Source organism: Phaeobacter sp. JH20_26 (assembly GCF_048056275.1).
Lineage (GTDB): Bacteria > Pseudomonadota > Alphaproteobacteria > Rhodobacterales > Rhodobacteraceae > Phaeobacter > Phaeobacter bryozoorum.
Genome location: NZ_JAYMWL010000001.1, coordinates 37,248 through 58,166 on the forward strand (window position 1 = coordinate 37,248; position 20,919 = coordinate 58,166).

Genomic DNA, 20,919 nt, shown 5'->3' on the forward strand with positions numbered 1-20,919 from the left:
GACCTTAGGACGGAATGACCGGACTTTCCTGATGCAGATCGGATGAGCCATGTGGCGTCCTGCTGTCAGGTAGCCGGAAACTCCCGCGATGCAGCAGCAAGAGGGCTTTGACTTGACAGATCATGTAGAACGACCCCGTTTTCTTCAAAGTCTGGTTGCGGATAAATGGGAGCATCGCCCGGGTGAGACACTGAGCCTTGCCAATGCTGCGACCGATCGACCGAATGCGATCCTGTCCTTCAGTGCTGATGACGGGCGAGAGGCGGTCGACTATGCACGTGCGATTGGCGGGCCGGCGCTGCGCGCCATGGGATTCCACGATCGCGCGCAACGGCTGCGGTCTCTAGCACGGGTTCTGAACGACAGCCGCGCAGGGCTATATCGTGAGAGCCTGACGATCGGCGCGACGCGGCACGATTGCCTGCTGGACGTCGACGCTGGCATTGCGCGTCTTGCGGCGCTGGCAGGTCAGGCGCTGAAATCCCTGCCCAATGCCCCTGTGCTGCATCTTGAAGATGCTATCGGACCGGCCGGCGCAACCGGTCGACAACAGATATTGGCCCCGCTTGCTGGCGTTGCCGTGCATATCACCGCGTTGGATAGCCCCGTATCGGGGCTGCTGGAGCAGATCGCGCCCGCGCTGATCGCCGGTGTGCCGTGCATCATCTGCCCTGATCCCGCCACCGCCTGTGTGAGCGAACGTCTGGTGAAACTGATCCATCAGAGCCAAACGCTGCCAACTGGCGCAGTGCAGTTGCTCTATTGTCCGCCCCTCGGGGTGTTGGAGTATCTGGCCGCAGGTGATGCGGTCAACTTTGCCGGAGGGCGCGACGTCGCCCGGAAGTTGCGACAACACCCAGGGATTGCCGCAGGTCTGGTACGCTTTCAATCCTGTGAGACAGGTCTGTCTGCGGCGATTCTAGGCAGTGATGTCGCACCCGGGAGCCCGGAATTTGAGTTCTTCCTCCGCGAGATCCGCAGCGAATTGATCCTGCGGGCGGGTCAACGGCGTCACGCGGTGCGTCGCATTCTGCTGCCGCGCTACCGCGAGGATGAAGTGGTGGAGCGTTTGGTCGAAACCCTATCCGAGATCGCTATTGGACAGCCGGATGACCCCGCTACGCAGATGGGCCCATTGGTGTCGCGGGCGCATCTGAAGACGGCTCAGAACGCGCTTGCCGAGCTGCGCCGCGCCGCCGATGTGATATCCGGTCCTATCCTCGCGGCGGCACCGGAAGGGGGGGCATTTCTCGCACCAGTGCTGCTGCATTGTCGCCAGCCTGCCCAGTCCTCTGTCATCCACGAGACCTTTGTGCAGGGGCCGGTTGCAACCGTGATGGCCTATGACAGCCTATGTGATGCGATTGCCCTGGCCAATCTGGCGCCCTGCTCGCGGTTCTCGACCGTCTTCACCAATGACAGTCCGCTGGCGCAGGAGGCTGCCGCCTGTCTGACCTCCGCAGAAGGCCAGGTCAGAATTTGCGGCAGCGAAATGGCGCGTCAGGCATTGGAGCTGTCAACCGATCCAACCGTTCCGCGTCTCTTTTCCGCTACGCATCACAGTCAGGTCTGCGGTGCCGAGGATATTCGCCGCACAGTTGCGGCCTATATGATGCGGACAGAAATTCACGCACCGCCGCAGTTGCTGACGGCGTTGACGGGGCGCTGGGTCGAGGGCGCTGAAACCAGACGCAATGGTCACCCGTTCCGCAAGTCACTGGAAACACTGCGCATCGGCGACCAGCTAATCACCGAGACAAGAAAGATCACCGAACAGGATGTTGAGCAGTTTGCCCATTTTACCGGTGATGTCTTCTACGCTCATATGGACCGGGAGGCCGCGCGTGCGCATCCGTTTTTTGACGACCGTGTGGCGCATGGCCAGCTGGTCGTTTCCTTTGCGAATGGGCTGCTTGTCGATCCGGCACCGGGCCCGGTCTTGGCCAATATTGGTTCCGACAATCTGCGCTTTCATGCGCCGGTATATTTTGGCGACTGCCTGCATGTTCGCGTGACCTGCAAGGAGATCACGCCGCGTGCCTCTGCGCCTTTTGGCGATGTGCGATGGGATTGCTGTGTGCTGAATGCCTGCGGTGCGGTCGTGGCGCGCTTTGATCTGCTGACGCTGGTGATGAAGACCTGGCCGCCTGTTCCGCAGGAGAGGACCGGCACCGCGGCTGTGGCTGTTGTCACATCGGATAGGCCAGAGGCGTCTGTCACACAGCCCGCTGAATAGTCAGACATTCAACTGAGATAGGATATTTTCGATGACGAACACCGAGATCGACACCCCGTCACACCCGCGCATTCTGATTGGCGTTACCGGCTCTCTAGATGCCACAATGCTGCCGCTCTATCTGCGAGCAATCAAAAATGAGATCGACTGTGAACTGACCGCGCTGTTCACTCCGACAGCGACGAAATTTGTAAACATGGACGCGGTTGCACTGTTCCTTGATCGGGTGATCAGTGGCGATAACCCGAAGGACTGGCCGACAGACAAGCCAGGGCGTATTGTAGCGGATCATGACATTCTCGCCATCCTGCCGACTACAGCGAACACGCTTTCGGCGATTGCGCACGGGTCCTCGCAGAACCGGCTAACCACCGTTGTCCTTGCGGCGACTTTCCCGGTTCTGCTCTTTCCTGTGATGGGTGGCCCCATGTGGGAAAAACCTGCGGTCCGCCGGAACGTGATGCAATTGCGCGAGGACGGTTATGAGGTTTTTGAGCCGGTATGGCGCGAGAACTACGATCCCTTGCTAAAGATCCAGCATGGGCATCATTCGCTCCCTGATCCGGAGCAGGTGGTGCAGATTCTGCAAAGCCGTTTGCCTTCGGCTGGTTAGCCCGCAGCATGTAATCTGAGGTGATACGGTGCAGCACCTGCTGCGCCGTTTGGTGCCTGTCAGGGAGCTTTGATCAACAGCGTTTTGACAAACATGCCTCCCCCCGGTCGCCCTAGAACGCGATGGTCCTGCGCCCGCAGCGAGACGGTGATCTCATGCGTCCCGCTTGGCAGATGCCCGATCACGATATGAGGCTGGTAGGCGGTTACGATCTTCTCAGCACCCAGATGGACATGGGCATGGCCGCGGGCCAAAGCCTTGGCCTCGCTGATGCAAAGATCGGTAAACACGAAATTCTCAACCTCGATTTTCAGATGCCAGCCATCGACTGGCGTGTAGCTCGCTGTAACATCAAGCTCGGGTAGCGGGTGATCGTCTGGCAGGGTGGCGAAGAGTGCTGCCGGCAGCTCGTCGATCATCGCCACAAGAGGCAGACCGGCGCAAATGGCAATCAGCGGGGCCGAGGCGAGCATGCTGACGCTGAAGACGAATTTCAACATCTATTCTCATACCGTCTGGGGTGCACCAAGGCGATGCGGCCGTCTCAATAGGTCGACAGGCGCCCCACCGTGCAGCAGGAAAAACAGGAAGACGCCGTAAAGATTGCCGTGCAGCAGCGGAGATTCTGCCAGGCTGACGGCAAAGAAGGTGAAGGCGAACAGCAGGAATACTGCGATTGGCCGGATGAGCTGCCCCAGCGCCAACAGCACACCGGCGACCAGCTCGATTGCCATCATGATCAGCGCGACAAACGGCAGCGGCAGTCCAAAGAACCATATGTTGCCGTGCTCGAGTATGGCGATCAGCAGCGTCGGTTGAAGGAATTTCACTAGGATGGCAATCGTTGCAAAAGTTCCGCCCATGGTGACTTGAACCAGACACCAGACCAAACCGGGGGCATTGGGAAGAAGTGCAGGGAAACCTGGCGGCAAGTAATAATCGACGCTAAGTGACCCGCCGCCAAAATGCAGCAGCAACAGCGCGGGGGCGGCGAAATGGAAGCCGTAGTAGGCGATGAAATCGAGCGAGAAGAGGAGACTGCCAAGGGCGACAAGACATAAGATTCCGAAGGCGGCGAACCGTGTGCCTAGACCGAGCACCAGAAAGACCGATGAAATCAGTGCAGGCAGGGCCAGCCAGTCCCAACCTGGGATCAGAGCCAACTGCATATCTGGCACGAAGAGCGTTGGCGTGCTCCACATCTCGGTTCCGTGGCGCGGCAAACCTCCAAGCGCGTTCAGACCGACCGTCGTTCCCAGTCCGATCCGCAGACATAAGGTCCCCCAATCGGCGCTGCATTTCTGCAGGGGCTTACAGATGCGGTCCTCCCATGGGCGCAGGATTTGCCCGGCAAGGACCATCGCAAAGATGGCGGTTGCGGCAAGACACGCAAAGCCGATCAGCAGGATCGGACTGCGAAACAGGTCCGGTACCGTCGCTTGAGAAAGCGAGAGAACTTCGTCAGGCGTAAGCAGCCAGGGTTCATGGGCGATGGCTGGATCGCCGATCAGGACCAGCCCAAGGCTCAAGAAAGCGGCCATCTGTGCAGAATTAGGCTGCGCCATGGTCTGGCTCCTTGGCTGGATACACGCGGTGACCGGATCAAGCACCGCGGCCGTAGCCCCGCAGCAGGCAGATTACTTGCTGCGGGGGAGGGATTATTGCGACAATTTGGTTGAGAGGATACCGGCGCAATCGGCACCGCCCCCGCCGCTCACGGCCTGTGCGGAGGCTACGGGTGACAGAAACTCAGCGCTGATATAGCTGCCGATCTGATAACCCAGCATGTCGCCGACCGTGTTGGAGCGTCGATAATGAACCCCTCCGATGACCCGTGATTCTGCTTCTTCCTCCGCAAATTGGGCAAAGGTTTGATAGCTGCGGCTATAGCCATCCTTGCCTTCAAAGCTAAAGGTGAACTCATCGGCGCCGAATACCGCTTCCATCACTTGCTGGGCAGCGCTGCCACTGGTGCAATGCTGACAGGGGTATTCCGGGTGCATCGGCGCCGCCACCAGCGGCGCCCAGCCGTCCATGGTGTCGAGCTGCGGATGATCGTACCCGTTGCCAACCGCGGCCAGCGCGGTTTCCGGCCGCCAGAACTGGTAGGTGTATTTGGCATCGAACCCGGCAACCAGAGCGTCGGTCAATGCGATATTCAACAGCGCCAGGGTTCGCGCTTCCTCCACCAGTGGCAGGGCGCAGGCGCGGCTGCTGTCACGGGCGATCTGGTTCCAGGCGCCTGATCCAGACCCGGCGTGAAGCTTCGCGATTGCGATAAGATCAGGATCGGTTTGCGAGGTGGAGCCGCCGAGTTGCGCGACTTCTGCCAGATCACGCTGGAATTGCATGCTGTCGAGCTGTGGCGGTGGCGGGACATCAAACTGCTTTGCGGAGGTGAGTGCAAAGGGCTGCATGTGTCGAATTTTCGGAGCAACCATCGGACGTTCGGAGGTCGGCTGATAGATGCCATTTTCGCCTGGTCCGGGGGTGAAGTCGTTTGCGAAATCAGCGCCGTCGGCGGCGCGTTTGTCCAACACCGCCTGCGCAGCTGCGGTACCGAGCCGGATCCCCGCTGCGCGGGCGGTTGCATCTGTCACCTCGGCGAGGACAGTCTCAGCCGCCAATGCCAGATCTGCTGCGCGCTCGGGCATCAGCTGCTGCATTATGGTTAGGGCCGCTTGCGTTACCGCTGCGCGTCTGTCAGCAGTCGGATCCTGCGCACCGTCGTAGGCATAGGCATGGTATGCGCCATCAACGGCGTTTGCAGCGTCAAACATGGCGGCATGCAGCAGCGCCAGCGTGCGCTGGCGCTGCGCGCCGGGCCATTTTTCCTCAACGACGAAACGCATCGCGGTTTCTTGCCAATCGGCAGCCAGCTCAGCCTGCGCCGGTCCGCTAACAGAGAAAAGAGCGGCTGTTGCCAAACTTGCGATAGAGGCATGAGAGAGCAACTGGTGGCGCCAAGGGGTCAGGGTCAACATCGGAGTACCTCGTCCGTGATAAGTGCAGCTATAGGTAGAAATGCTTTGGCCGCTCGTACAAATCGAAAGTCCCGAAGGCGCCCCTCAGGTTTTCTTCTGGGGGCGCCTTCTACGCGGTCAGGTGGCCAGCAACTCAGAGCATGCCCAATAGGTGCCACCACAGAAGATCCAGCGGGGCAAGCAGCAGAAGGCTGATGAAGAACAGGCTGAGACAAAGACGGATTATTGCTTTGGCTGGAAGGTTTCCGGCCTGAATGGCAGCGACCAGCGGCGGCGCCTGAAAGGGTAGGAAGACATTTGAGAAAGCCACAACCTGCGTCATCAGAACGGTTTCCAACGGCAGGCCGGTGGCTTCTGACAGCTCACCGGCGAGCGGAGTCATTACGGCCGGGACACCGGGCAGATTGGTAATCATCGCGACCAGTGTCGACAGCCCGATCAGGATAGATGTGTTCCAGACCGGCCAATCCGCGGCAAAGGCAACCGTTCCAGTGACCGCACCAACCACGGCTTCGCCCAGCCCCGCCGACGAAATGACGGCGCCCAGCCCCATGATGCCGGCGACAAACAGCAAGGCCCCATAGCTCAGATCGGTGTTGATGCACCCCTTGCGTGTGAGATTCGCGCCAGGCAGCAGGCAGATCAGTGCAGCTGCCATACCCACCCATGCGGGTGACACCATATGGATCTGGTCCGTGAGCCACAGCAACAGGCAAAGCGCCAGTACCAGGCTCAGCGCCCTCTCCTGCCGGCTGAATGGTTCAGATGTGGTTGTCGGCGCGGCGCTATGGGGCGGTATCCGGTCGGGGAACATCATCAGCGCAAGCCCGACCAAGACTGCCGATTTCACAACGCCAAGCACCGGAAAATGCAGCAGGAGATAATCGAAATAGGAGATATTGAGTCCGTAAATGGTTTCCGCCATCCCGACGAGGATCATGTTCGGAGCATTTGCAGGCAGGATGGTGAAGGCCGGAGCAAAGGTGCCGAATGTAGCAACCGCCAGCATCCCGGTCCGGCCATTTGATGCCGGACCAAAACCCACGCGCTCAGCCAAGGCGGAGATTATCGGAAGAAGGATCATGATCCGCCCAATCGAGGATGGCATGACAAAGGCCAGCGCGACCGAGAAGACGACAATGCCACTCAGCAGGCCGCCATAGCTGCGCAGGGGCAACAGGGCCAGCACGCCGGCGGCCCGCTTGTCGAGGGCCGTGTGCTTGATCGCGGCACCGAGGACCAGGCCACTGAATAGCAACCAGAACGTAGAAGAGTGAAAGCCCGAGAATATCGTCTCAGGTGCAGCAACTCCCAATACGACGGCGACGAGAAAGAACGCCAGAGCGGTCCAATATTCAGGGACGAGGCCAGTCGCCCACAAACCGATTGCGCTCACCGCGAGTGCCGCGACGATGGCCAGGTCCGGGGCGAGGTGGACCCAGGTCGCAAGCGCCGCGAGTCCGGCACAGGCGAAGATCAGCAGCAATGTCCACAGTGATCGCCCCGTACGAAGCAGCTGCGGTAGCGTGTGGCTTGTCGGCGGCATTGGCGGTGTGGATTTCGGGGCTTCGGGGTGGCTTTGATCGGTCATGCGTCTGAGGGTCCTCTGGTCGCTTATCAGGACACGATATGCCGCCGGATCAGGGTGCGAAGCCAATCGTTTTATCGGAGACGGGGTCTCATGAATTCCAAAGGCTCCGCTGACCTCAAGGTTCCTCAACAACTAGAGCGTGACCTCAGAAAAATGGAGGTCACGCATCCGGTCTTTCGATTTTACGATGCCCGGACTGCGTCATATCAGAAGGAAACCGTTCGATGGTGGCCCGCCCAGACCTGTGCTCTCAGGTCCGCCAGCCCTTTCCCTCCCCAAGACCGATTGCGAGACGCCATGACTGATGTGATGCAATTACTGACTGTGCCATCCGACACGTTTCAAATCAGACCGATCGGTGTGATCCGCACTGGATTTGCAGAGGTCAAAGAATGCCCGATGTCAGGACGTCGCAACCCGGCAACCAGCCGGATTGAAGTGGCGCCCGAGTATCAGGCTGCATTGCATAACATCGAGCTCGCCTCTCATCTTTGGGTTCTCTACTGGCTGCATAAGTCCGACCGCAGCGCTTTGGTACGCCAGGCGCGAGGCAGTCAGGTCGCAAGGGGGATCTTTGCCAGCCGCGCGCCAAACCGGCCAAATCCCATTGGATTGAGCGCGGTGCAACTGCTGGATCAGTCCGATGGCGTGCTGACGATCAGCGGACTGGACTGCATTGACGGAACCCCGGTTATCGACCTGAAACCTGTTGTTCCCGAAGAAGATGCCCGCCCAGACGCGACCATCGGCTGGTAGCGCGTCTCCTGCGAGTGTTTCGGTAACGAAGAAAGTGATGCCATGTTTTCAGTCTACCGAATTGTACGCCATCGTTGCCCTGCTCGTATTGCCGCGATCGGGCTCGCGCTCGCATGTTGGTCTACCCTTGTCGCGGGAGAGCTGAAGGCCGCGGAGCCGGAGCGGCTTGGGCACCTGGTCATCACTGACAGTAAAGGTGATCGCGGTATGCTGGCGCCTTATGTTCATCGCAAAAATGGCATCGGCTATCTCTATACCAGTTACATCTTCGATACGCTGATCGGGCAAGACACGGACGGAAATCCGGCTCCGGGCCTCGCCAGAGCCTGGAGCCGATCCGAAGATGGATTAAGCTATCATTTCGACCTCCAGCGGGATGCTGCATGGCACGATGGCACCACGGTCACAGCTGAGGATGTTGCGTTTACTTTCCGCTATATGGCTGAACATCCTTATATATTTGGATCGGTCAAATCCGTTGACCGGGTCGACGTTAGCGGACCGCACGACCTGCGGGTGCACGTCAAACGCGCAGAATACGGTCTGATTGAGGGCCTGTTTTCCGCAGTGCCGATCCTGCCCAAGCATATCTATGAAGGTGTCGCGGATCCTTTCCGGTTTGCAGCGCCAGAGGCTGCGATCGGAAGCGGCCCCTATCGCCTGACAGGTTATGACAAGGCGCAGGGGCGTTACCTGCTTGAGGCGACCGAAGAGCATCCTCTTGGTAAGCCCCGGTTTTCGCAGATCCGGATCGTCCGAATGGGGCCAGATGCCGCGCTGCAGGCGATGGGTGCCGGTGAAGTTGACGTGATCTCATACCTACCTCCCGAGAGGGTCGACGAGACGAAAACTGCTGGCTTCCATGTCGCAACAGCACCCAGCCATCATGTGTTGCGGCTGGGTTTCAATCATCGCGGCCGGTTTGCATCCAAGGAACTGCGTCAGGCGATTGCCTATGCGCTTGACCGTAACGCGCTGCTCGCCATCGCATATCCGGGCGGCGCGGATCTTGCTGATACGGGATACTTCCAATCCGGCTCCAGGTGGCACAGCGATGAGACCACCGCTGCCTACACCTATGATTCGGCTCTGGCCCGCAAGATGCTGACGGCGGCGGGATGGATCCGTAACGGTGCAGGCAGGTGGCTGGCTCAGGGGGATGAAATTCGCCTGCGACTGATCACTGATGGGCGCGAGGTGAAACCGGCCAGAGTGATTGCCGAACAGCTGGAAGCTTTTGGGTTTTCAGTCGATTTGCGGGTTATGGAGGTTGCCTCTTTGCACAGCCTCGTTGCTGACGGGGACTATGACCTGACGGTGTTCTCGTCCAGTACGCTGGGAGATCCGGGCAATATCAAGCGCCGCGTCTTTGGCCGGGGCTGGAACAGCGACCGCTTTGCGGCGGATCCTGAAATGGCGGCATTGATCAAGGCGCAAGCCGTAGCACAGAGTCAGGATGAACGCCGCGAAGTGCTGGCTAAGTTCCAGCAACTCTACGCCGATAATCTTCCCTCTTACATGCTGGTGAACCCGCTGATGGCAACTGTTTTTAATGACAAACTGTCTGCGCCATTCATGCCCGGCGGTGTGGCAATCGGGATTCCGTCGGCTTTGCATAAGTCCATATTCCTGGAGTGATCAGGTGGCCAATGTCTTTTCCATGCCGCTGGAGTTGGCACCGGCAGAGTCGTTGGATGCCGGACCGTCGGCCGCTGGAATAATCACGCGGCTTCTGAGCGGGCTTCTGCTGCGATTTCTGATTTTCTGCGTTGTCTTGGTACTATGCGCGATCCTGGCGCGGATGATGCCCGGCGATACGCTGGAGGTCATGCTGTCAACGGATCTGGCACGCGGTCTTGGGTCGGGCGAACTGGACCGGTTGCAGGGGCGTATGGGCCTGACCGGAGATATCGCCTCCCAGGTCTGGCGTTATGCAAAGGGCCTTTGGGCTGGTGATCTGGGCTACTCAATGCCCCATGCGGCTCCGGTTCTGCAACTTCTGCTCACGGCACTGCCCTGGACCGGATTGCTGATCCTCGGAGCAACTCCGATCTTCGTTATCGGGGGTGTCCTGACGGGGATCGAAGCGGGTCGGTTGCCGGGTGGTACTGTTGATCGGTGGGTCACACCGGTGGTCACGCTATTGGCGAGCCTGCCGCCGTTCACCGGTGCGGTCCTGCTCCTCCTGGCCTTTGGCATCCTCTGGCCGGTTCTGCCAACCGCCGGGGCTGAGCCGCTGCTTCCTGCTGCCGGACCTGTGGGCCACGCTCTGGACATTATGCGCCACGCCATCCTTCCGACGCTTGCGCTGGCCCTGCATGAACTGGCACGGTTCTATTTCTTAGCTCGGGCCGAAACGCTGACGCTGGCGCAACGGGATTTCGTGCTGAATGCGCGTGCGCGGGGCATTTCACCATGGAGGCTGAGATGGGCCTATATTGGCCTCAGCCTGATACCGGCGTGTCTCTCACGGTTGAGCGACACGCTGACCGGGTTGATCACAGCTGTGTTTTTTGTGGAAATCGTCTTCTCCTATCCTGGTACAGGTTATCTCATCTACAGTGCGATCCTGGACCGTGACTATGATCTGCTGCAGGGCGCAGTTGTTTTCATGGCGGCTTTCGTGCTTCTGGCGAATTGGATTGTCGATGGTCTGGTGATCCATCTCGCGAGGCGTGGCTGAATGCCGTTGGTCCTTCGGCAATGGTGGTTACCCGCCAGCGTCATGGTGGTTTGCCTTGGCATCTGGTTTGCTGGGCAGGCAGGACTTCTTGATTATCGCAGCAGCCGTGATGTTCTGATTGCTCCCGGATCAGCGCATTGGCTGGGTACGAACGAGCTCGGGCAGGATGTACTGACCGGGCTGATACTCGCCACACCAACGACTCTCGTTCTAGCTGTGGCAACAGCCATGGCTACCTCCACTGTTGCGATTGGTGCAGCAAGCCTTGTGGTGTTTTCCGGGCAGTTTCTGTCTGGAATGGTGCTACGGATCGTTGATGCGGTGCAGGTCGTGCCGACAATGCTGGTTCTTCTGCTCTTCGCAGCCTTGTTAAACCCTGGGTTTTCATCTCTTTTTTTGCTTTTGGTTATAACGGGCTGGAGCGATGACGTGCGTGTCGCCGCTGCACTCTTGCGCAGGGAGCGACAGCGCGAAAACATTCAATATGCGCGCGCTATGGGGGCAGGGTGGCTCTATTGCTGGCGCTGGCATCTGTTTGCCGCGCTGCGTCCCTTATGCGGGGTATTGATGGTCCAGAACATAAGGCAGGCGGCACTAAAATCGTCCGGGTTGGCGTTCCTCGGTCTCACGGATCCGCGATTGTTAACCTGGGGCAGCATGATGCAATCGGCTATGGACCAACTTTATAGTGGCGCCTGGGTCTGGCTTCTGTTGCCGCCGGCCGCACTCCTGTCGCTGCTGCTGCATGTCACGCTGACCATGGGCGACAGGAGTCTACGCTCCGCTGCTGTGCCGGAGTTTTCCTTGTGATACGGGTCGAAAATCTCTGCCTCTGGCACGATGGTCGGGAAATCCTCAAGGGTATCTCCTTTGAGGTGCCACGCGGACGTACGCTTGCGCTTCTGGGGGCTTCTGGCAGCGGCAAGACCTGTCTGGCGCGGCTGCTGGTGGGGATCCTTCCCGGGTGTCACGTCGAGCAGGCCGTCCGCAACAGCAACGGATTTCGTTGGTCGGGACGGGCTGAAGTCCTGGGCGTCGATATGCTGCGAGCGACGGTGGCCGAGCGGCGTCGGCTGCGCCAGACAGACATAGGCCTCATTGTGCAGGCGCTGTCTGACGCGCTGAACCCTCATCAGACAGTTTTGCAACATGTTGCGGAGCTGCTGCCGCGTTCTCGCGATCGGAGATCGCTGGCGATAAGGTTTTGTAAGCGATTCAATATTCCTCAGCGTCTCTTGCATCGTTATCCGGCCAATCTCAGCGGCGGAGAGATTCAGCGCGTGCTGACAGTGCTTGCGCTGGCCCGCGATCCATCGGTTCTGATACTCGATGAGCCTACAGCGGCCTTGGATCATGGCAATATGGGGTTGGCCGTAGCCGCGCTGGAGCAGGGCAGACCGCGACGAAGCCAATTGCTCATAACCCATGACCTGTATCTGGCCGAAAGAATGGCAGACCGGACGGTGACGCTGCAAAATGGCAAATTGCGTGATCAGGACAGGGTGATTATTGGATCCAGGGTCGGCGGACGGCGGCGTAATCTGGCCTCCGTTCCACGACGGCCTGAGGGTCGAGGAGTTGCTCCGTTGGTCCCACGTCCTCAGGCGCTTCCAGCGGATCCATCGGGCTTGGTCGTGCAGGACCTGTCCTACTGGCGCAACGGAACGCCCCTGTTGCGCGGCATCTCTACTCTGGTCAGACCGGGTCATTGTCTGGCTGTCTCAGGTCCGAGCGGTTGTGGCAAATCCACATTGGCGCGTCTGATTTCTGGCTATGAGCCGCTGCAGGCGGGTCGCGTCATGTGGCGCGAGGCAAACGCCGCGCAGCCCAGAGCGTGCCGGATGTGTGAACTGGCGTTGGTGTCGCAGCATCCCCATCGGGCGCTGGCCCGCCACATGACTGTTGATCAGGTCATGCAAGACGCTGTCCGGCTCTATCTGCGGACCAGACCTGTTGGCGACCGGTACGATGTGCAGGCTCTGCTCGATAAGGTCGGCCTTCCGCACAGCGATCGATTTCTGTCGCAGCGCGCGGCGGATTTGTCCGGAGGTGAGGCACAGCGCCTGGTCATTGCACGCGCGCTTTTGGCGCGGCCGCTCTGTCTGATTGCCGATGAACCTACTGCCTCCTTGGACAGCGGTAGCCGCGACACTATCGTGCGCCTGTTTCGAAGTCTGATGGTGACCGAAAGGCTTGCGTTGGTCGTGTTTACGCATGATCCCAAGGTGGCGGCAGCCCTGGGTCACGACATTCGGTTTCTATCGGAGGGTCAGCTGCGGATCAGCCCTATGGGAGCGGTGGCTTAGGGCAGGTGGCTGCCGGCGCCCTGTGCTTGCAGGGTTTTGACCTCGGCTGACAGCCAGTCGAGGTGTTCATCGGCAATACCAAGCGCGCGCAAATGATCGGCAGTGTTCCACAGGTAGTCGCAGTTGGGGCCGCGTTCCCCGGCTGCCTCAGCAATGATTTCGGCCTGGCGGGCCAGGCTGTGATTGTCATATTGCTCGTGGTCACGATTGACGACATAGGTGAGCGCTTCAACCACGCGGCCGTCGACGAGTGTCAGCGGGACCGTAATCTCGCGATACGCGGGGTTGAACAGCTCACGTGCGCGAAGGTCCTTCAGAACCTCGGCTTCCTGGCCGGATTGCACAGCGAGAGCGACGCCGTTGCAGATCGCATCATCCGCTGCATCCAATGCGAGGACCAGACCCGGTCGTGCAAAAGTCCCGCGATATCTCAGAGAGTTCAGGCAGAACCGTCTTTGATATCCGGCCAGCTGTGCCGGCAGTTGCTCGGCAGGTTCAAATCCGGGGTCCCAGATCAGCGATCCATAGGCAAAGACCCAAAGTGTATCGGACATTTTCTTATTCCTTGAAGCGGTCGCGCTGAGACCCCTGAATTGGAAACGGCGGAAGAGGTCAGGGGCCCCCTCTTCCGCCAGGCAGATCAGTCTGTCAGCTGGCGATACGAGGTCACCAGACTGCTGTAAGGGGGGACAAAGACTGAACGCGTTTCATCGCCGATCTTTACGGTGTCCTTGACGTCGAAATGCAGGTGGATCGGCAAATCCGAAATCCAGGCATTCGACACTTTTCCAAGGCGATCTCCTTTGGAAACTTTGTCCAGCGGGGCCACGGCAAGATCGTCCATATTCATGTGGACATAGCGATAGAGAGTGCCGGATGGGGTTTGCAGGGTCAGGGCAAACCGCCCGACATGGGCGATCACACCATCTTCAACCGCAACAGCCCAATGGGTGTCGGCCTGACAGCTGGCAGGACGAATGTCCTGGCCCTGATGACCGCCTGACGCACAGACCGGCAGATTTGACCGGCGCAGTTCACAGAAATTGTCGCGCCAGGGATAGCTGTAGTTGACAGTGTCGCACTGGCTTCCGCCGTTGCCCTTGAAACCACCGGGTGCGTAGACATGGGAGTTGGCATAGGCCGGGCCATCCTCCAGCGGGAAACGCATCTCTGGATAAAGAACGGCACCAATTGACAGGCCAACCCCGGTATCTTTGATCAGGTCGCCCGGCGCCTTGAACCGATCGTCCGCCTGTGCCTGTGAAACGGCGGCAAGCATTGCAATGGCGAAGGCGGCAGCCGCCAGCCTATTTGCGCGAAGCATCATTGTACCGCCCCCTTCACGACAGTGACGGTCTGCGCCAGTTCGGCGAGATAACCGGGTTCAATACAGCGTACATCTTCGGTTGGGGCATCACAGGTGATCCGCAAGGTATAGAAACCGCCAAATCGGCTGAACATATGATCTGCACCGTCGCCGGTGGACTCATATGTACGGGCCTCATGTTTGAATGACAGGCCCGGAACCTCTGCCAGAAGTGTACGAGCGCCCATCACACTGAGCTGGGCGCCATCCAGCCGATAGTAGGCGCTATAGGCATTTTCCTGGCCGCGAAACGCGGGCAGTTCAACCTTTGCATCGGTACCGAGGATAAGGACGGGCAAGGTCACATCGTCCAGTCCGGCAGGAGCGGTGTCGATAAATGCGGCGATCAATCGCTGGTCGCTCTTGCTTCCTTCCGCTTGCGCGGTATTGGCCGCGCCCCAATCAATGGTATTGACGACGCGGTTTACGGCCTGCTCCTGCGGTTTATCAACCGCTAAGGCTGGTAGAGACATCAGGACCAGGGCAAGGGCGGCAGACGGGAACACGCGCAGGCCGGTCGCGCAGGTGGATGAGGGCATCATCTCTCTCCAAGTAGTGTGCATTGAATAGTCACCCGCAGCTATGCGGGCTCTAGAGTTTTCGACGTCGTAGACTCTGCGACTTTCCGGGCTTTTGCATGCAGCCGCGTCATCTGGCCAAATATGTTGCGACGGTGCATTTCCTCGGTGCCGCCAACGCTGCAAAAGGCCAGTGCGTCCCGCAGGAATGTGGTCACCTGGCCCTCGTGGTAGCCTTTGCTGCCATAGAGCTTCATCAACTCCATTGCGCCTTCCACGATCGTATCTGCACCGACCAGTTTCGAGATCGAGCAGGTCATCGCGGCCTCAGGCGCACCGCTCAGCAGCTGGTGCAGGGCAGCGTAGGACACCCATTTTGCACTTTCCGTGCCGATACGGATATCCGTCAGCTTCTTCTGGATGTATTGATGTTCGATAATCGGCACGTCGAAGGTCTTGCGTTTCTTAGAGAAATCAAAGGCTTCGGCAAGCATCGGTTCGATGAGCCAGGCCGCCACCAACCCGTAGTAGAGGCGCCCCATCGAGACGATACTGACCAGATTGCGAAGCCCGGCTCCCGGTTCTCCCAGAAGATGGCCGTAGTGCAGCGGAACATCGTCAAAAGTCATCTGACCGGTCGGCAGGTCCAGATTGCCAAGCTTGCGATCCTGTGCGCCAATTTTGAGGCCGGGGCTGTCGGCATCCAGCAGGACCAATGAGATACCTTCACGGCCGTGATCACTCAGCTTGCAGACCACAAGAATGAAACTTGCGACCGGCGCATGTGCGATATTGTATTTTGCCCCACTCAGACGGAATGTCTCATTCGGGCCGGGGGTCAGCAAGGAGGAAGTCGCACGTACATCGGTGCCAGTATCCGGATCAGCAATCGCGGTAGCGCTCAGCTCTCCATTGAGGATACGGCCCAGATATTCGCGCTTCTGGCTGTCGCTGCCGTAAAGATCGAGCGCCCGGACCATGCCTGCCTGGGCGATCACCGAAAGCAACATGCCAGGGGTGCGCAGAGTGGCGGCAAGCCCCTCCAACGCAGCGGTGAAGCCCCACCAGTCCCGGCCATCGCCACCATATTCGCGTGGTACGATCATCCGCCACAGACCTGCGGCGGTCAGCCGATCCCAGGTCCGCTGGTCAAACGCACGGCGGCCAAGGTGCAGTTCGTCCCGGTCGGCCATTTTGCCGATCGCGGCAAAGGCAGTTCGGGTCTGCTGCTGTTCGGCTGTCCATTCCAAATTCATATCATCGTCCTCAATACAGGGGGTCAGGCGCTTTCCTGAAACGTAGCAACAGCTTCTTTGAAAGCATCCGGCACGGGGTAGGTGGCCTGCTTGTCGTAGTCGAACATGACATGAACAGACTTGGCATTGGCGACCACGCGACGATCTGCATCATCAATGTGCATCACATGCTCCATCTCGAAACTCTTGCCGCCGAAGCTGACCACACGGCTGCAAACCACCAGATTGTCACCGTAGAGCGCCTGCGAGATGTAATCGCAGGATGTCTTGACCATGATATGCGGCAGCTTTTCGGATTTGGGCAGCTCTAGGAGGTCGTGCATGTATTCCAGATATGCCGACTGCATGTAGTCATAATAGACGGGGCTGCTGACGTGACCCATCGAGTCGGTATCGCGGTAACGAATTTCTACGGGTGTTTCGAAGGCTTTGTTGGACATGGGGTCTCTCCTATTGGGGTTCGATGTAGCGAGGGTTCAGGCGTGTTGGGTGCAATCCTGGCAGGCCCGCTTTTCCAGCGGTCCGTGGATTGTGAAGCCCATCGGGACGGGGCCGAATTTCCGCAGGATGGAAAGGCCGAATTTCTCGGCCGCGCAAAGCGTGGTGATGCAGCCGTCGACATTGCCCGCCGCGCAGTCGCGTGCCGCGATGACATTGCTGGAGACGAAGCGTCGCTCAACCGTGGCCGGGAGCAGTTTTTCGGGCGCAGGATGGGTCGCGCAGGTCATTGGCTCAGCCCCGGTGCGGGAGGCCAGAACCATGTTGTCGGTATTCATGATAAATACATCCAGCAATTTCATTTTCTGGATGTGTGCGTAGATGATGGAGTGGAGATGGGGGTAGGCGACAACCCCGACCAATACAGCTCCGTCCTGGCAGGCTACACTCTCAGCGGCCTGTTCCATCGTCCGGTGCAATTTAACCGAGGCGCCGTGACACCGACGTAATGCCCAGGAAATAGCTGCTCGCTCACAATTCGTTCCGGTAGGGCCAAGCGTATGGATCTGTTTAACCCAACCAAAGGTTTCAGATTGCGGAATATAATCAGCGTTAACGCTATTTTCGATTTGGAGATCCATTGCGTATCTTTTCCGCTATGTGTCGATGCTAACTTTGCAATGACCAAATTTCATCCATTTGCTCAAATAAGTATTTGAACATCTACTCGAACTATATTTTATATGTGACTTTGATTTTTGCCTTTTATCGCGGCAACTCTACTTCATATGCGCTCGCCGAATCTCATTTCACTGACATCATCGAAGCGGCAATGGCTTCGCCGAACAATTCGAAAAAACTGATGCTGTTCCTCAGCTATGGTGAGGAACAGTCCATAACTCGAATAATGACATGAAAAGCAGGAAACTGGTCGCTCAGCTCACGCGGTTATAGCTGAGGCTCGATCACCTACAGGCGGAAATCTTCCAGACAGGCCTGACCAGTAAGGTGGTGCATAAAAACCGAAGCAGCCCGCCTCCATCCCACGGTCTGGAAACAGGCTGTAGCTGCGCGCCATATCTCGCACGCCGGGCGAGCTTCCCGACGTGCAGGCGGTATCATAGCGGTGACGGTCGTCGATGAGAGGAAGCCGACAGCCGGTTGCGGTCTCAGCTGGACCGGGTCGGGTCGCGACCAATCCCGCCGAAGAGGTCGAGACAGCGCTCAAACCAGCTGCCAACGATATCATCACGCTCGAGCAACGGGTTAGATGTGCAGACGTTACACCATTGCAGTGTTCCAAAGAGCGTGTAGTCGGCGTAGGCAGGCGTTGTGCCTGACAACCAATCCTGCGTGCCGAGCAAGTCACGGACAGGCGCTAGTTTCTCTGGCAGCGCTGCGCGTTCGCCGTCGGCGCCTTCGGCCATGGCTTCCAGTGGCATGCCAAACCTGCGCTCACGGGCAGCGCGGAAATAGGCTTGGTCATCGGGCGACATCAGGTTGTGCATATCCATGACAGCAATCGTGGCAAGGCTGGGATGAAGGACCGTTTTGCAGTAGCTTTCGACAAAACGGGTCAGGGCGATCGCTCCCTTGCCATCAAAAAGATTGGGAGTATCGGTATAGGTTTCATCCAGATACCGAGCGATATCAAAACTTTCTCCCAGCACCGTTTCTCCATCACGCAAGACGGGCACACTGGTAAAGCGACCATCCTCAATAGCAGTGATGTCGCCAAATGAAACAGGGACAAGATTATATTTCAAATTCTTGTGCTCTAAAGCCATGATGACTTTCCAGACATGTGGCGAGTAGTGACGTTTACGATCTTCGCTACAAAGGCTATAGAGTTTGCGGTCCACTGGGGTTCTCCTGTCTGGGAAGTTAGCATCTAACATTTTCGGCTGATTTAGAATCGCGCTGCTATATATAATGAAACCTTACGTCTCATTATGGTTTCATCAATATAGTATTTTGATGAAATAACATGGCTTCTATTTGTGATGCTGGCTCAACGGGTGAAACCATTTGGCTGGCAATAGAGCTGGTCAGGCCGAGATGGCCATCCTATCTGTATCCAGCAGATCGCGAACGGCGCTGATGATGGGGTCTTGAGTGCGGTTGGCGAGATGAGCGAAGAGAACGCGTGTCGATTTGCGGACTTCTCGCAGCAGAGCGATCTCTCCAGTCGGGGGTTCGGTTCCTGCGCTGCTGACGTGAACCAGACCGATGCCAGCACCGCTTGCGATCAAGGCGCGTGTAATAGTCTCATCATCGACATTGATGATCCGGGCGGGTTGAATGCGGTTTTCCTTAAACAGGCGCTCCGCGATGCGTCCACAACACGAACTATAAGTGGGGTAGATCCAAGGCATAGCCTCCAGCTTGTCCCAGTCAAGGTCCGGACCCGGCGGGACCAGATCAGGAGCGGCCGCAAGGTAGACGCTGAAACGCGATATTTCGAGGGTTTCAAGGTCATTCTGGGCTTCGTCAGGGTCGATAAAGAAACCTGCATCCAGGCGACCATTGCGGATATCGTCCAACACACTTGAAGATGTGCCATGTTGCAGGGCAACTTCGAGATCTGGAAAGTTCTTTGAAAGATCAGCGAGCAGGCGGCTCACCTCGGTCGACCCCAGGTTGCGCCCGGCGCCGACTCGCAGCTGGCCGGCCAAACGCCCACGCAACCGGGAGGCCTCTTCCAGAAATTTCTGATGATTATCAAGCAGCTGCCTGGCCTCTACCAGAAGCCGCTGTCCGTCGGTGGTGACACTCATCCCGCGCGGTGTACGCTGGAATAGTGTCAGGCCCAGCGTGTCTTCCATCGTTTTGATATGGGCGCTGACGGCCGGTTGACTGCGAAACAACAGCTCGGACGCGCGCGTGATACTGCCTTCCCTTGCCACTGTGACAAAGGTCTTGAGTTGACTGATATCCATGGTTACCCCTTCAAATGCCATAGGGCGCATCGAATGCCTGCGCCTCTATTAGATGGCGCGCCACCACCCCTGGCTGACACGCGCGAGACAACTTTTATGCCCTCTTTGCGAGAAGTCAAAACAGAAACACCCGCAATAGATGAGTTGGGCTGTATTCCGCCGGTTAGGAGAGAAACGTCATGACGAGCGCCTTTTTGCCTGCCCTGGATTGCGAGGGGTTCAAAACATTCCTAGCATGAAGCCGACCGGTAACAGTCAGATAACAGTCCGCGCGTTGTTGCTGTCAGCCGACGATCGCTGCACTGTTGCCCATCTTGCGCCAAAGGCTATTCAATGTGGGTTTGGTATTCTCGGTCTCGCGGTACAGACGGACCGAAATTGGCGTGACAAACGACTCTCCGCCGGCAAGCGCCAGACGCCCATCGCTCAATTCATCCTCGCACAGCTTGCGCGGCAGCCAGCCAAGGCCGAACCCCTCCAGGATCATCGCCTTGACCGAGTTCGCGAGAGAGTTCTGGTTTACCACCAGCAGATTTGGAGGCGAGATTTGCTGGCGCAAGGTGTGATCCAGAACCGATCTCAGCGCGGATGCGCTGCCATAGGACAGCAGCGGAATCTGTCGTTTGGTATCGCGGCCGAGGTGGAAAAGCGGGTGTCCACCTGCATCCGTTTTTGACACCGGGATGAATTCATCCTCTGATAGCGTCAAGTAATCGCATTTGCTGACCTCCAGCGGCGACAGGAAATCCATTGCGGGATGCCAGTAGGTCAGGATCACGTCGCAATAGCGCTGCTGCAAGGCAGTGACGAATTGATCTGCCGCCCAACTGGTGGAGTTGAGATCGACATCCAACCCGCCGGCCTCCATCAACGGTTCGATATGGTCCCGGAAATGGGTCATGTAAAGCGACTGAGATGACGCAAAGCGGATGACATTTTCTCCGGCAGCATCAATAGTTTGGCAGCGTTCCAGCGTCTCGGAGTAGGTGCGTAGGATGATTTTGGCCTGCGATAGAAACACATCCCCCGCAGGCGTCAGCGACAGCGGGAAGGTCTGTCGATTGATCAGCTTCACACCAACCTCATCCTCCAGGGCGCGGATACGCCTGGAGAATGCGGGTTGGCTGACATTCCGCTCTTCTGCAGCACGCGAAAAATTCTTGTGCGTTGTCAGCGCTTCAAAGTCTCTGAGCCAGATTATATCCAACTTGCCTAGGTCCGTTCTGGGGTCAT

The 20,919-nt window shown here is 58.2% G+C and carries 20 protein-coding genes; 7 read left to right on the top strand and 13 right to left on the bottom strand.

The annotated features are described in order from the left end of the window. Nucleotides 1–112 precede the first annotated feature (112 nt). Nucleotides 113–2,236, top strand: a complete 2,124-nt coding sequence (paaZ, locus tag VWY60_RS00190; RefSeq protein ID WP_416539559.1) for a phenylacetic acid degradation bifunctional protein PaaZ — start codon at nucleotides 113–115, stop codon at nucleotides 2,234–2,236. Between the two features lie 31 nt (nucleotides 2,237–2,267). Continuing rightward, nucleotides 2,268–2,849 carry a flavoprotein gene (locus VWY60_RS00195; RefSeq protein ID WP_416539560.1) on the top strand — a complete coding sequence of 194 codons (582 nt, stop codon included), beginning with the start codon at nucleotides 2,268–2,270 and terminating at the stop codon, nucleotides 2,847–2,849. Nucleotides 2,850–2,908: 59 nt separating this feature from the next. Here VWY60_RS00195 and VWY60_RS00200 read toward each other — a convergent pair whose 3' ends face one another. The 4 genes from VWY60_RS00200 to VWY60_RS00215 form a co-directional block, all read right to left on the bottom strand. Further along, nucleotides 2,909–3,349 (bottom strand): hypothetical protein, encoded by a 441-nt coding sequence (locus tag VWY60_RS00200; protein WP_416539561.1) that lies wholly within the window; start codon nucleotides 3,347–3,349, stop codon nucleotides 2,909–2,911. A 6-nt stretch (nucleotides 3,350–3,355) separates the two neighbouring features. After that, complete coding sequence (locus VWY60_RS00205; protein ID WP_416539562.1) at nucleotides 3,356–4,414, bottom strand: hypothetical protein; 1,059 nt, start codon at nucleotides 4,412–4,414, stop codon at nucleotides 3,356–3,358. 93 nt (nucleotides 4,415–4,507) lie between these two features. Next, nucleotides 4,508–5,701 carry a vanadium-dependent haloperoxidase gene (locus VWY60_RS00210; protein ID WP_416539563.1) on the bottom strand — a complete coding sequence of 398 codons (1,194 nt, stop codon included), beginning with the start codon at nucleotides 5,699–5,701 and terminating at the stop codon, nucleotides 4,508–4,510. A gap of 265 nt (nucleotides 5,702–5,966) precedes the next feature. Beyond that, nucleotides 5,967–7,424, bottom strand: a complete 1,458-nt coding sequence (locus VWY60_RS00215; protein ID WP_416539564.1) for an SLC13 family permease — start codon at nucleotides 7,422–7,424, stop codon at nucleotides 5,967–5,969. Between the two features lie 90 nt (nucleotides 7,425–7,514). On the opposite strand from VWY60_RS00215, the gene tsaA reads away from it, so the two are divergent. From tsaA to VWY60_RS00240, 5 genes are all read left to right on the top strand, one after another. Next, nucleotides 7,515–8,180, top strand: coding sequence for a tRNA (N6-threonylcarbamoyladenosine(37)-N6)-methyltransferase TrmO (gene tsaA, locus VWY60_RS00220; protein ID WP_416539565.1), 666 nt, complete (start codon nucleotides 7,515–7,517; stop codon nucleotides 8,178–8,180). A 207-nt stretch (nucleotides 8,181–8,387) separates the two neighbouring features. Then, nucleotides 8,388–9,818, top strand: a complete 1,431-nt coding sequence (locus VWY60_RS00225; RefSeq protein ID WP_416539566.1) for an ABC transporter substrate-binding protein — start codon at nucleotides 8,388–8,390, stop codon at nucleotides 9,816–9,818. A gap of 4 nt (nucleotides 9,819–9,822) precedes the next feature. After that, nucleotides 9,823–10,863 (top strand): ABC transporter permease, encoded by a 1,041-nt coding sequence (locus VWY60_RS00230; protein ID WP_416539567.1) that lies wholly within the window; start codon nucleotides 9,823–9,825, stop codon nucleotides 10,861–10,863. Continuing rightward, complete coding sequence (locus VWY60_RS00235) at nucleotides 10,864–11,673, top strand: ABC transporter permease (protein WP_416539568.1); 810 nt, start codon at nucleotides 10,864–10,866, stop codon at nucleotides 11,671–11,673. After that, nucleotides 11,670–13,169 carry an ABC transporter ATP-binding protein gene (locus VWY60_RS00240; RefSeq protein WP_416539569.1) on the top strand — a complete coding sequence of 500 codons (1,500 nt, stop codon included), beginning with the start codon at nucleotides 11,670–11,672 and terminating at the stop codon, nucleotides 13,167–13,169. Before VWY60_RS00235 ends, VWY60_RS00240 begins: the two co-directional genes overlap by 4 nt. Here the strand turns inward: VWY60_RS00240 and VWY60_RS00245 are convergent. From VWY60_RS00245 to VWY60_RS00285, 9 genes are all read right to left on the bottom strand, one after another. Next, complete coding sequence (locus VWY60_RS00245; RefSeq protein WP_416539570.1) at nucleotides 13,166–13,723, bottom strand: gamma-glutamylcyclotransferase; 558 nt, start codon at nucleotides 13,721–13,723, stop codon at nucleotides 13,166–13,168. The two genes, VWY60_RS00240 and VWY60_RS00245, sit on opposite strands and share 4 nt — an antisense overlap. An 86-nt stretch (nucleotides 13,724–13,809) precedes the next feature. Next, nucleotides 13,810–14,496: a M23 family metallopeptidase gene (locus tag VWY60_RS00250; protein WP_416535437.1), complete on the bottom strand. Its 687-nt coding sequence runs from the start codon at nucleotides 14,494–14,496 to the stop codon at nucleotides 13,810–13,812. After that, complete coding sequence (locus VWY60_RS00255; protein ID WP_416539571.1) at nucleotides 14,493–15,074, bottom strand: hypothetical protein; 582 nt, start codon at nucleotides 15,072–15,074, stop codon at nucleotides 14,493–14,495. The genes VWY60_RS00250 and VWY60_RS00255 overlap by 4 nt, the downstream gene beginning before the upstream one ends. Before the next feature lie 41 nt (nucleotides 15,075–15,115). Next, nucleotides 15,116–16,309: an acyl-CoA dehydrogenase family protein gene (locus tag VWY60_RS00260; RefSeq protein ID WP_416539572.1), complete on the bottom strand. Its 1,194-nt coding sequence runs from the start codon at nucleotides 16,307–16,309 to the stop codon at nucleotides 15,116–15,118. Between the two features lie 23 nt (nucleotides 16,310–16,332). Then, complete coding sequence (locus VWY60_RS00265) at nucleotides 16,333–16,749, bottom strand: acyl-CoA thioesterase (protein WP_416539573.1); 417 nt, start codon at nucleotides 16,747–16,749, stop codon at nucleotides 16,333–16,335. Between the two features lie 36 nt (nucleotides 16,750–16,785). Next, a complete protein-coding gene (locus tag VWY60_RS00270) occupies nucleotides 16,786–17,388 on the bottom strand; it encodes a prephenate dehydratase (protein ID WP_416535440.1) in 603 nt (200 codons plus the stop codon). Between the two features lie 528 nt (nucleotides 17,389–17,916). Beyond that, nucleotides 17,917–18,609 carry a glutathione S-transferase family protein gene (locus VWY60_RS00275; protein WP_416539574.1) on the bottom strand — a complete coding sequence of 231 codons (693 nt, stop codon included), beginning with the start codon at nucleotides 18,607–18,609 and terminating at the stop codon, nucleotides 17,917–17,919. Between the two features lie 186 nt (nucleotides 18,610–18,795). Further along, on the bottom strand, nucleotides 18,796–19,686 hold the full coding sequence (locus VWY60_RS00280; RefSeq protein WP_416539575.1) for a LysR family transcriptional regulator: 891 nt from the start codon (nucleotides 19,684–19,686) through the stop codon (nucleotides 18,796–18,798). 283 nt (nucleotides 19,687–19,969) lie between these two features. After that, complete coding sequence (locus VWY60_RS00285; RefSeq protein WP_340547636.1) at nucleotides 19,970–20,893, bottom strand: LysR family transcriptional regulator; 924 nt, start codon at nucleotides 20,891–20,893, stop codon at nucleotides 19,970–19,972. Nucleotides 20,894–20,919 lie beyond the last annotated feature (26 nt).